Source organism: Streptomyces hainanensis, from assembly GCF_004348415.1.
Taxonomy (GTDB): domain Bacteria; phylum Actinomycetota; class Actinomycetes; order Streptomycetales; family Streptomycetaceae; genus Streptomyces; species Streptomyces hainanensis.
The window spans coordinates 1-10,199 of record NZ_SMKI01000286.1 but is presented as its reverse complement, the minus strand read 5'-3'; the positions used below and the strand labels follow the sequence as shown (position 1 = coordinate 10,199).

Below are 10,199 nucleotides of genomic sequence, written 5' to 3'. Positions count from 1 at the left end.
CCCACCCGCCCTCGCGCACCGCGCGACGGGCGGCCGGTCGGATGTCGTACCCAGCGCCTAGGGTCGGGGCATGGATCACGAGCCGATGCGAAGAGTCGCCGAGTTCCGCGAGGTGTTCGACGGCGCGGCCGGCGCCGAACGCCCCGAACTGGCGGAACACCGCCGGACGTTGCTGGTCGAGGTCCACCGGTCCAACCTGAGCGAGCTCGACGCCGACGGCCGGATGCTCAAAGGCCCCGACTACCGACCGCCGCTCCTCGGCGACCTCGTCACGCGGCCGTCGACCGGTTCCTGAGGGAGGTACCCGTGCACCACCACGAACCCGCCGACTACCACTGCCCGTTCTGCCACCTGACCCCGGACCGGGAGCCCGACGTGGTCTACCGCGACGAGCGGGTCTTCGCGATGATCTGCCCCCGCTGGTGGCCACGGAACCCGGGCCACCTGCTGATCATTCCCGTCGCCCACCACGAGAACCTCTACGACCTCCCCGCAGCCGAGGGGCACGCGGTCTTCGACGCCACCCGTATGCTCGCCCGCGCCATGCGCACCGCCTACGACTGCGCGGGGGTCTCCACCCGCCAGCACAACGAGCCCGCCGGCAACCAGGACGTCTGGCACTTCCACCAGCATCTCTTCCCCCGCTACCCGGGCGACGACCTCTACCGCACGTCCCCGCAGCCCGAGTGGCTCCCGGCCGACCGCCGCCGCGCCTACGCGGAGCGGCTGCGCGCCGCGCTCGACTCCTAGGAGGAGGACGCTCCGTAGCGGGTGGCGATCGTGGCGGCGCGGTCGCGCAGGGAGGTGCGCAACCACCGCGGGGCGAGGGCCTCCGCGTCCGTGGCGAGCTGCCACAGCGCCCATTCGGCGTGTCGCGAATCCTGGAAGGTCACCTCAAGCCGCAGCCAGCCGTCCACCTCGGTCTCCTCGGCGAGGACGGCCAGCGCCGTTGCCACCAGTTCCTCGCGCCGAGCGGGGTTCAGCCGAACCAGCACCGCGACCTGGTCGCCGCCGGTACGGAACCGCGTGCCGCGTTCCCGCCAGGCCCGGTCCAGATCGACCCGGTCCGGTCGCCGCGCCGGCTCGTCGAGTTCCTCGGCGGCCCGGATGCGGGACAGCCGGTAGGTGCGGTCCGCGCCGGACCTGGTGGCCAGCAGATAGCCCTGGCCGCGCACGGTGACCAGGCCGATCGGGTCCACGGTGCGCCACTTCGGGGGCTGGTCCACCGCCGCGTAGTGGATGCGCAGCTTGTGCCCGGCGAACACCGCGCGCCGCACCTCGGTCGCTACCGCGTCGGGCAGTTCCTCGGCGACCTCGCGGCGCGAGAGGAGGTCGATCGCCGGGTCGATGAGCAGGCGCCGCGCCGCGCCGGCCGCCGTGTCCCGATGGCCTTCGGGCAGCGCGTCTACCACCTTGAGCATGGCCGAGGCGAGCGCCGAGCCGAGGCCGAAGACCTGTGCGCCACGCCGTGATCCGGCGACCAGCAGGGCGAGCGCCTCGTCGTGGTTCAGCCCGGTGAGTTCCGTCTGGAAACCCGGCAGCAACGCGAAACCGCCGTGCCTGCCGCGTTCCGCGTAGACGGGGACGCCGGCCGCGGACAGCGCGTCGATGTCACGCAGCACGGTGCGGGTGGACACCTCGAGCTCGCGGGCCAGTGTCGTCGCGGACAGCCGACCGCGCTGGCGGAGCAGCAGTACCAGCGAGACCAACCGGTCGGCGCGCATCCGAAAACCCTATCGGAATACACGACATGGGGTGTCGTACTTTCGTTGCGAGGCTCTTCGCACGACGTCCGAGGCGGGCGGCATCGCGCCGATGGGCGCGGGCACGCCCCATGAATGGAATGGAGCCGATGTGGCGATGGAACGAACGGCGGTCAACCCGGTGACGTGGTCGGCGGAGCTGGGATTCAACCAGGGGGAGATCGTCTCAGGGCACACCCGCACCCTGTACTGCTCCGGGCAGACCGCGATGGACCGCGAGGGAAAGCCCCAGCATGACGGTGACATGGCGGCCCAGTTGGCGCTGAGCGTCGACAACCTGGAGGCCGTGCTCGACGAGGCCGGCATGTCCCTGGCGAACCTGGTCCGGCTCAACGTCTACACCACCGACGTCGACCTGCTCTTCCAGCACTACGGCGTGCTCGCCTCGCGGTTGGGCGCCGCCAGGGTGGCGCCGACGACCACGATGCTCGGCGTGACGCGGCTGGCGATCCCCGGCCAGCTGGTCGAGCTGGAGGGGACCGCCGTCGCGTAACACCTGAGGGCGGTCAGCGGCCCCGGGTGCCGCCCAGCGCCGGCGCCAGCCAGCCCGGGGCCCGGCGCCGGAAGGCGTTCGGCGGCAGGGCGGCCGCCCCGTCCGGGAGGGCGCCCAGCAGGGGCGCCTGGGCCACGGACGGCAGGTCGTCGAGGTTGCAGCGGGCCGCCAGGTCCGGTGCGGCCGGCCAGCCGCCGATCAGCACGCCCGGGCAGGCCAGCCGTCTGGCGCGCAGCGCCTCCGTGGTCAGGGCCGTCGCGTTGAGGGTGCCGAGGCCGGCCGTCGTCACCACGAGGACGGGCGCGTCGAGCCGGCTCGCGGCGTCGGCGAGAGTGTTGCCGGACTCGTCGAACCACACCAGCAGACCGCCGGCGCCCTCCACCAGCACCAGGTCGTGGTCCTCGGCCAGGGCCTCGGCCGCCTTGGCCACCTCGGCAGGGCCGACCGGCGGCAGCCCGGCCCGGCGCGCGGCCGTGGCCGGCGCCAACGGGTCCGGGTAGCGGGCGAGTTCGACGCCGGTCAGCGGGCCGGCGAGCCGGGTCACCTCGGCCACGTCGCCGGGGTGACCCGCCGTCAGCCCGGTCTGGGCCGGCTTCAGCACCGCCACCGAGCGCCCGGCGGCCCGCGCGGTGGCCGCGATCGCGGCGGTGGCCACCGTCTTGCCGATCTCGGTGCCGGTGCCGCTGACGAACAGGAAGGGACCGTCCATCGGGAAACCCTCCTCAGCCCGCTCGGGCCGCCGCGCACGCGGCCCGGCAGATCAGCGCGAGGTCCGCGTCGTCGGTCACGTACGGCGGCATCGTGTAGACGAGGTCGCCGAACGGCCGCAGCCAGACGCCCTCCGACACCGCGGCCGCCGTCGCCGCGGCCATGTCCACCGGGTGGTCGAGCTGCACCACGCCGATCGCGCCGAGCACCCGGACGTCCCGCACCCCGGGGAGCTCGGCGGCCGGCGCGAGTCCGCTCACCAGCCCGGTCTCGATCCGCTTCACCTCGGCAGCCCAGTCCTGGGCCAGCAGCAGGTCGACCGAGGCGTTGGCGACGGCCGCGGCCAGCGGGTTGGCCATGAACGTCGGCCCGTGCGCCAGCACCGGGAACTCGCCGCGCGAGATGCCGTCGGCCACCCGGGAGGTGCACAGCGCGGCCGCCATCGACAGGTAGCCGCCCGTCAACGCCTTGCCCACGCACATCACGTCGGGCGCGACGCCCGCGTGGTCCGCCGCGAACAGCACCCCGCCGGTGCGGCCGAAGCCCGTGGCGATCTCGTCGAACACCAGCAGCACGCCGTGTTCGTCGCACGCCTCGCGCAACACCCGCAGATAGCCGGGGGAGTGGAACCGCATGCCGCCCGCGTTCTGCACCACGGGTTCGACGACCACCGCCGCCAACTCCGGCGCGTGGCGGGCGATCAGCTCGCGCAGCGACCGCGCGTAGGCCGGTTCAGGATCGGCGTCGAAGCCGGCCGGTGGGGCGTCCGCGAAGACCTGCCGGGGCAGCGCGCCCGACCACAGCCGGTGCATCCCGCCGTCCGGGTCGCAGACCGACATCGGGTGCCAGGTGTCGCCGTGGTAGCCGCCGCGCCAGGTGAGGAGCCGCCGCTTGGCCGGCCTGCCGACGGAACGCCAGTACTGCAGACACATCTTGATGGCCACCTCGACCGACACCGAGCCCGAGTCGGCGAGGAAGACATGCTCCAGCGGCGCCGGCGTGATCTCGACGAGCCGGGCGGCCAGCCGCACCGCCGGCTCGTGGGTCAGGCCGCCGAACATCACGTGGCTCATCCGCTCCAGCTGGTCCCGCGCGGCGGCGTTGAGCACCGGATGGTTGTACCCGTGCAGCGCCGACCACCAGGACGCCATGCCGTCCACCAACTCGCGCTTGCCGAAGGCGGGTTCGGCGAGCCGTAGCCGCACCCCGGACGCCGACTCGACCAGCAGCGGCGGCGTTCTGCCGGGCATCGGGGCGTAGGGGTGCCAGACGTGCCGCCGGTCCAGCTCCAGCAACTCCCCACTCGCGCCGGGAGCGTCGTCACGCATTGGGCGGCACCCGGGTGCCGGCGCCGCGGCGGCGGACGGCGACCAGCTCGGCCCGGTGCGGCGGCAGCGTGCTGGTGTCCGCGCCCTCCACCTCGAAGCCGGCGTCCGCGATCATGTCCAGGTCCGCCTGGCCGGCCTGGCCCTCGCTGGTGAGGTAGTCGCCGAGGAAGACGGAGTTGGCCAGGTGCAGGGCCAGCGGCTGGAGCGACCGCAGGTGGATCTCCCGACCGCCCGCGATCCGTACCTCCGCGTCGGGGTGGACGAAGCGCGTCATCGCCAGGATCCGCAGGCAGCGCTGCGGGGTGAGGTCCCACCGCTTGGCGAGCGGGGTGCCCTCGAACGGGATGAGGAAGTTGACCGGCACCGAGTCGGCGTCGAGCTCACGGAGCGCGAAGACCACGTCCACCAGGTCCTCGTCGCTCTCGCCCATGCCCGCGATCACCCCGGAACAGGCCGAGAGGCCCGCCGACTTGGCCTGCCGCACGGTCGCCACCCGGTCCTCGAACCCGTGGGTGGTGCAGATGTCGCCGTAGGTCGCCTCGGCGGAGTTCAGGTTGTGGTTGTAGGCATCGACGCCGGCCTCGCGCAGCCGGTCGGCCTGGCCGTTGGAGAGCAACCCGAGGCAGGCGCACACCTCCACGTCGGCGTGCCGCTCACGGATGGCCGCGACCATGTCGGTGAGCCGGTTCACGTCGCCGTCCGTGGGGCCCCGACCGCTGGCCACCAGGCAGACCCGCTTGGCGCCGCCCGCCACCCCGGCGCTGGCCGCCTCCGCCGCCTGATCCGGCTTCAGCCAGGTGTACTTGAGGATCCCGGCCCGGGAACCGAGCCGCTGCGAGCAGTAGGAGCAGTCCTCGGGGCAGAGACCGGACTTCACGTTCACCAGGTAGTTGAGCTTGACGCGCCGCCCGAACCACCTGCGGCGCACCCTGCCGGCCGCCGCGACGACGTCCAACAGCTCCTCGTCCGACGTGGCCAGCACGGCCAACGCCTCCTCGCGGGCGGGCAGTTCACGGCTGAGCCCCTTGGCCACCAGGCTGTCGAGCAGGTCCATGGGGACGATCCTGGCGCAGCGGCACCCCGCACGGCAAAGGAGGAAGTGCATAAAGCGTCACGGGGGACTGTGTCCACAGCCTCCTGTCTCACGGGGAGGACCCGGGTTACGTTTTATGAGTACTCAACAATCCCAGGGGGTGGCCGTGGTGCGTGACGGCTCGTCAGAACGGGTCTTCGACTGGCTCGACGCCGTCGCGGAGCGGCGCGAACGCGCCGGCCTCACCCGGCGGCTGCGCCCGCGCGCCGCCGACTCCACCGACCTGGACCTGGCCGGGAACGACTATCTCGGCCTGGCCCGCCACCCGGAGGTGGTCGAGGCGGCGGCCGAGGCGGCGCGGCGCTGGGGCGGCGGCGCCACCGGCTCCCGGCTGGTGACGGGATCGACCCAACTGCACGCCGAACTGGAGGCCGAGCTCGCGGAGTTCTGCGGCTTCGAGGCCGCCTTGGTGTTCTCCTCCGGCTACGCGGCCAACCTGGCCGCGCTGACCGCGCTCGGCGGCCGGGAGGCGCTGATCGTCTCCGACGCCGGCAACCACGCCTCGCTGATCGACGGCTGCCGGCTCTCCCGCGCCGAGATCGCCGTGGTGCCGCACGCCGAGCCGGCCGCGTTCCGCAAGGCCCTCGACGGGCGGGACGGGCGGCGCGCACTGGCCGTCTCCGACGCCGTGTTCTCGGTGGACGGCGACCTCGCCCCGCTGGGCGCGCTCGCCGAGGTGTGCCGGGCGGCCGGCGCCGCGCTGGTGGTGGACGAGGCACACGGCCTCGGCGTGCTCGGCGACGGCGGACGCGGCGCGACGGCCGCCGCCGGCCTGGCCGGGGCGCCCGACGTGGTGGCCACGGTGACGCTCTCCAAGGCCCTGGGCAGCCAGGGCGGCGCCGTGCTCGGGCCGGCCCGGGTCATCGCGCACCTGGTCAACGCGGCGCGCACCTTCGTGTTCGACACCGGGCTCGCCCCCGCCGCCGCGGGCGCCGCGCTGGCCGCCCTGCGGCTGCTGCGCCGCGAGCCGGCCCGGCCCGCCAGGGCCAGGGCGGTCGCCCGGCACCTCCACCGCGGCCTGACGGCGGCCGGGCTGCCGGCGGCGAGGCCCGACGCCGCCGTGGTCGCCGTCCGCGCCCCCTCGCCGGCGGCCGCCGTGCGATGGGCGGCCGACTGCCGCACGGCCGGCCTCGCCGTCGGCTGCTTCCGCCCGCCGTCCGTGCCGGACGGCGTCTCCCGACTCCGCCTCACCGCCCGCGCCGACCTGACCGACGCCGAACTCGCCCGAGCCCTCACGGTCATCGTGGCCGCCGCCCCCACCGGTTGACGACCCGGACCGCTGCCGGGCTCACCGCGGGCGGCGCCACGCGGCCGACCACCGGCGCATCGCGCGGACCCCCTGCCGGGCGGCGCGGACCGGCGTGGGGCGGGGCTGGCCGTTGGTCACGACCGTCGTGGCGGGCACGACGCGGCCCCGGCGGCCGAAGGCCCGCGTGCCGCGCCGGGCCTTGTCGGTACCGGAGGCCGTGGCCGGCACGCGGTGGGCCTCGGTGGCCGAACCGTCGGAGCGTTGTGCCGCCGGCGGTGGGTTGGCGGTGTCCGGATCGATGTGAAGCAGCAGCGGCCGTCGCTCGCGACCGTTGTGGCGGACACGACGCGGCCCCGGCAGGCCGGTGGCCCGCGCGGCGTGTCGGCCGTCGCCGTTTCCCGGTACCGCCGCCGGCGTGCGACGAGCTTCGCGTCGCCGTCCCTGAGGCCGGCCGCCGGGTCGCCGCCAGGGCCTCAACGGGCCAGCAGCTCCCGCAGTGCCGCGACCACCACGTCGGGCGCCTCCTCGGCCATGAAGTGACCGCAGTCCACCGTGGTGTGCCGGAGCTCCGGCGCCCAGGCCCGCCACAGCGCGGCCGCGTCGTAGCCGAGTGCCGCGCCCCAGTCCTGCTGGAGCACGCTGACCGGCATCCGCAGCACCGTGCCGGCCGCCCGGTCCGCCTGGTCGTGGGCCACGTCGACGCCCGCCGACGCGCGGTAGTCCGCCACGATCGACGGCACCGCCGACCGGCATGCCGCGAGGTAGGCGGCCCGGACGTCGGGCGGGATCGCCGCCGGGTTCCCGATCCACAGGTCGAGGAAGTGGCCAAAGAAGTCGTCGGCACTCGCCGCGATCATCCGCTCCGGCAGCCCCGGCGGCTGGGCCATCAGGTAGAGATGGAAGCCCACGGCGGCCGAGGCGCCCCGCATCACCTCCCACATGTCCAGCGTCGGCAGCACGTCGAGGCAGGCCAGGTGCGTGACCGCCGCCGGATGGTCGAGACCGGCGCGGAAGGCGACCAGCGCGCCCCGGTCGTGCCCGGCCAGCGCGAAGCGTTCGTGGCCGAGCGCCCCGGCCAGCGCGACCACGTCCGCGGCCATGGTCCGCTTCCCGTAGCCGCCCGCCACCGACTCGGCCGGCCGGTCGCTCGCCCCGTAGCCACGGAGGTCGGGACAGATCACCGTATGGTCGGCCGCCAGCTCGACGGCCACGTGCCGCCACATCAGATGGGTCTGCGGGAAGCCGTGCAGCAGCACGAGCGGCGCGCCCCGGCCGCCGACGGCCACGTTGAGCGACACGCCGTCGGTGACGGCGATCCGCCGGTACTCGAAGCCGGGGATGACAGGTGCCATGGTGCGTTCCTCAGGGAGGGGGGGATCGGTCGCCACCAGCCTCCCCGCCGCGAATGAGCGTCCGATGAGCGACCGGTGGGCGACCAGGGGTGCGCGGTACCGTGACCCGGAAGGGTGCGCCGGAGAGGAAGGCCGAGGGTGCGGGTCGACTTCGGGGTGCTCGGACCGGTCGCCGCCTGGAACGACGCCGGCGAGCCGATCACCCTGCGCGGGCCCCGGCACCGGGCCGTGCTGGCTCGGCTGGTCGTCGCCCGCCGCCGCGTCGTCCCCGTCGACCGCCTGGTGGACGACCTGTGGACCGCGCCGCCCGGCGACCCGGTGGGCGCGGTGCGGACCTTCGTCGCCGCGCTGCGCCGCGCGCTCGAACCGGACCGCCCGCCCCGCGCGCCGGCCCGGCTGCTGGTCACCGACGGACCCGGCTACGCGCTGCGCGCCGAGCCGGCCGCCGTGGACGCCTGGCGGTTCGAGGACGCCGCCTCGGCCGCCGCGACCCGCCCGCCCGACGAGGCGGCGGCGCGGCTCGTCGAGGCCCTCGGCCGGTGGCGCGGACCCGCCTACGCCGAGTTCGCCGACGAGCCCTGGGCGAGGGCGGAACGCGCCCGGCTCACCGAGCTGCGGCTCGGCGCCGTCGAACGCCTGGCGGAGGCCCGCCTCGCCCTCGGCCGGCCCGCCGAGGCCGTGCCCGACCTGGACGCACACGTCACCGAGCACCCCTGGCGCGAGCCGGCGTGGCGCCTGCTGGCCCTGGCGCTCTACCGGGCCGGACGCCAGGGCGACGCGCTCGCCGTGCTCCGCCGCGCCCGCGCGCTCCTCGTCGAGCGCCTCGGCATCGACCCGGGCCCCGAACTGCGGCGCCTGGAGACCGACATCCTCCGCCGGGCCGACCACCTCACCGCCGGCCGGGGCGGCGCGGACCGGGTCTGGGCGGAGTCGGCCGCCGCCTACGACCGCGCCGTGCCGCCCGGCGCCCGGGCCCGCCTGGAGTCGACGGTCGGCCTGCTGCGCGACCTCGCGGTGACCGGGGGCGGCGGGCTCCAGGCGGCGCGCCGGCACCGGGTGGCGGCCGTCGCGGCGGCCGAGGAACTCGGCGACCCCGAGCTGACCGCCCGGGTGGTCGGGGCCTACGACGTGCCGGCGATCTGGACCCGGGTGGACGACCCCGAGCAGGCCGCCCGGGTGGTGGCGACCGCCGAGCGCACGCTGGCCGCCCTGCCGCCGGCCGGGCACGACGCGGCCAGGTGCCGCCTGCTGGCCACCATCGCCCTGGAGACGCGCGGCGCCTCCTCGCCACGAGGCCCGGACGCCGCCCGGCGGGCGACGGAGATCGCCCGCCGGCTCCGGGACCCGGCGCTGCTCGCCTTCGCCCTCAACTCCGCGTTCATGCAGACCTTCCACCGCGCCGGGCTCGCGCCCCTGCGGGACGCCATCGGCGTCGAGCTGGTCGACCTGGCCGACCGCCACGACCTCGTCACCTACCAGGTACTCGGCCACCTCGTCCGCCTCCAGGCCGGCGCGGCCCTCGGCGACCTCGCCGCCGCCGACCGGCACGCGGCGGCCGCCGAGCGACTGGCGGCGCGCCACCAACTCCCGCTGGTCGGCGTGTTCACGGGCTGGTACGCGGTCCTGCGGCGCGCCGCGACCGGCGCTCCGACGGCGGACGTCGAGGCGGCCTACCGGGACGCGGCCGGGCTGCTCGACGGCGCCGGCATGCCGGGGCTGGAACGCGGGCTGCTCCCGCTCGCCCTGCTCTGCCTCCGGGTGGGGCGTGGGCTGCCGCCCCGCCACGACGAGCCCGCCGACTGGGGCCCCTACGAGCCGTGGGCACTACCCCACCTGCTGCTCGCCGAGGGCCGGCGGGAGGCCGCGGCCGCCGCGCTGCGACGGGCCCCCGAACCGCCGCGCGACCTGCTGTCGGAGGCGCTGTGGTGTCTGCTCGGCAGGGCGGCCCTGACCCTCGGCGACCGCGGGACGATGCGCCGCGCCCACGACCGGCTCGCCCCGGCGGCCGGTGAACTGGCCGGGGCCGGCAGCGGCCTGCTCACCCTGGGCCCGGTCGCCGGCCACCTGGCGGCCCTGGCGGAGGCGCTCCAGCGGACCGGCTGAGCGGGCCCGTTGTCAGCGCCGCCCGCCACACTCGGCACGACGGTAGGAACGAGGCGGCACGAAGGGGCGGTCACCGCCACGGCGGCACCCGTCGCCCCCACCTCCCGCCC

Annotated in this window: 10 protein-coding genes; 5 read left to right on the top strand and 5 right to left on the bottom strand. The window is 75.8% G+C overall.

The annotated features are described in order from the left end of the window. Window positions 1-70 precede the first annotated feature (70 nt). Both E1283_RS23810 and E1283_RS23805 read left to right on the top strand, forming a co-directional pair. Window positions 71-295 carry a nucleoside triphosphate pyrophosphohydrolase family protein gene (locus tag E1283_RS23810; protein ID WP_132820178.1) on the top strand — a complete coding sequence of 75 codons (225 nt, stop codon included), beginning with the start codon at window positions 71-73 and terminating at the stop codon, window positions 293-295. An 11-nt stretch (window positions 296-306) separates the two neighbouring features. Beyond that, window positions 307-750 (top strand): HIT family protein, encoded by a 444-nt coding sequence (locus E1283_RS23805; protein ID WP_132820177.1) that lies wholly within the window; start codon window positions 307-309, stop codon window positions 748-750. Here the strand turns inward: E1283_RS23805 and E1283_RS23800 are convergent. Then, window positions 747-1,724: a helix-turn-helix transcriptional regulator gene (locus E1283_RS23800; RefSeq protein WP_132820176.1), complete on the bottom strand. Its 978-nt coding sequence runs from the start codon at window positions 1,722-1,724 to the stop codon at window positions 747-749. The genes E1283_RS23805 and E1283_RS23800 overlap by 4 nt on opposite strands. A gap of 136 nt (window positions 1,725-1,860) precedes the next feature. Here E1283_RS23800 and E1283_RS23795 point away from each other — a divergent pair, with 136 nt between their 5' ends. Further along, on the top strand, window positions 1,861-2,256 hold the full coding sequence (locus E1283_RS23795) for a RidA family protein (RefSeq protein ID WP_132820175.1): 396 nt from the start codon (window positions 1,861-1,863) through the stop codon (window positions 2,254-2,256). 13 nt (window positions 2,257-2,269) lie between these two features. Here E1283_RS23795 and bioD read toward each other — a convergent pair whose 3' ends face one another. The 3 genes from bioD to bioB are packed head-to-tail and all read right to left on the bottom strand — an operon-like array spanning window position 2,270 to window position 5,346. Then, a complete protein-coding gene (bioD, locus tag E1283_RS23790; protein ID WP_132820174.1) occupies window positions 2,270-2,965 on the bottom strand; it encodes a dethiobiotin synthase in 696 nt (231 codons plus the stop codon). 13 nt (window positions 2,966-2,978) lie between these two features. Further along, entirely contained in the window at window positions 2,979-4,292 is a 1,314-nt protein-coding gene (locus tag E1283_RS23785; RefSeq protein WP_132820173.1) for an adenosylmethionine--8-amino-7-oxononanoate transaminase, read from the bottom strand. After that, the gene (gene bioB / locus E1283_RS23780) at window positions 4,285-5,346 is read right to left on the bottom strand and encodes a biotin synthase BioB (protein WP_132820172.1); all 1,062 of its coding nucleotides are present in this window, start codon (window positions 5,344-5,346) and stop codon (window positions 4,285-4,287) included. The genes E1283_RS23785 and bioB overlap by 8 nt, the downstream gene beginning before the upstream one ends. A gap of 115 nt (window positions 5,347-5,461) precedes the next feature. On the opposite strand from bioB, the gene E1283_RS23775 reads away from it, so the two are divergent. Next, window positions 5,462-6,652, top strand: coding sequence for an 8-amino-7-oxononanoate synthase (locus E1283_RS23775; protein WP_132820171.1), 1,191 nt, complete (start codon window positions 5,462-5,464; stop codon window positions 6,650-6,652). 455 nt (window positions 6,653-7,107) lie between these two features. On the opposite strand, the gene E1283_RS23770 is transcribed toward E1283_RS23775, so the two are convergent. Continuing rightward, the gene (locus E1283_RS23770; protein ID WP_132820170.1) at window positions 7,108-7,986 is read right to left on the bottom strand and encodes an alpha/beta fold hydrolase; all 879 of its coding nucleotides are present in this window, start codon (window positions 7,984-7,986) and stop codon (window positions 7,108-7,110) included. Between the two features lie 138 nt (window positions 7,987-8,124). Between E1283_RS23770 and E1283_RS23765 the strand changes: the two genes are divergently transcribed. Then, window positions 8,125-10,089, top strand: coding sequence for an ATP-binding protein (locus E1283_RS23765; protein ID WP_132820169.1), 1,965 nt, complete (start codon window positions 8,125-8,127; stop codon window positions 10,087-10,089). Window positions 10,090-10,199: the final 110 nt, after the last annotated feature.

What these genes read in the sequence shown, in the direction of transcription:
- E1283_RS23810 (WP_132820178.1), top strand. Translation starts at nt 71, where the DNA reads ATGGATCACGAGCCGATGCGAAGAGTCGCCGAGTTCCGCGAGGTGTTC.
- E1283_RS23800 (WP_132820176.1), bottom strand. Translation starts at nt 1,724, where the DNA reads ATGCGCGCCGACCGGTTGGTCTCGCTGGTACTGCTGCTCCGCCAGCGC.
- E1283_RS23795 (WP_132820175.1), top strand. Translation starts at nt 1,861, where the DNA reads ATGGAACGAACGGCGGTCAACCCGGTGACGTGGTCGGCGGAGCTGGGA.
- bioD (WP_132820174.1), bottom strand. Translation starts at nt 2,965, where the DNA reads ATGGACGGTCCCTTCCTGTTCGTCAGCGGCACCGGCACCGAGATCGGC.
- E1283_RS23785 (WP_132820173.1), bottom strand. Translation starts at nt 4,292, where the DNA reads ATGCGTGACGACGCTCCCGGCGCGAGTGGGGAGTTGCTGGAGCTGGAC.
- bioB (WP_132820172.1), bottom strand. Translation starts at nt 5,346, where the DNA reads ATGGACCTGCTCGACAGCCTGGTGGCCAAGGGGCTCAGCCGTGAACTG.
- E1283_RS23775 (WP_132820171.1), top strand. Translation starts at nt 5,462, where the DNA reads ATGAGTACTCAACAATCCCAGGGGGTGGCCGTGGTGCGTGACGGCTCG.
- E1283_RS23770 (WP_132820170.1), bottom strand. Translation starts at nt 7,986, where the DNA reads ATGGCACCTGTCATCCCCGGCTTCGAGTACCGGCGGATCGCCGTCACC.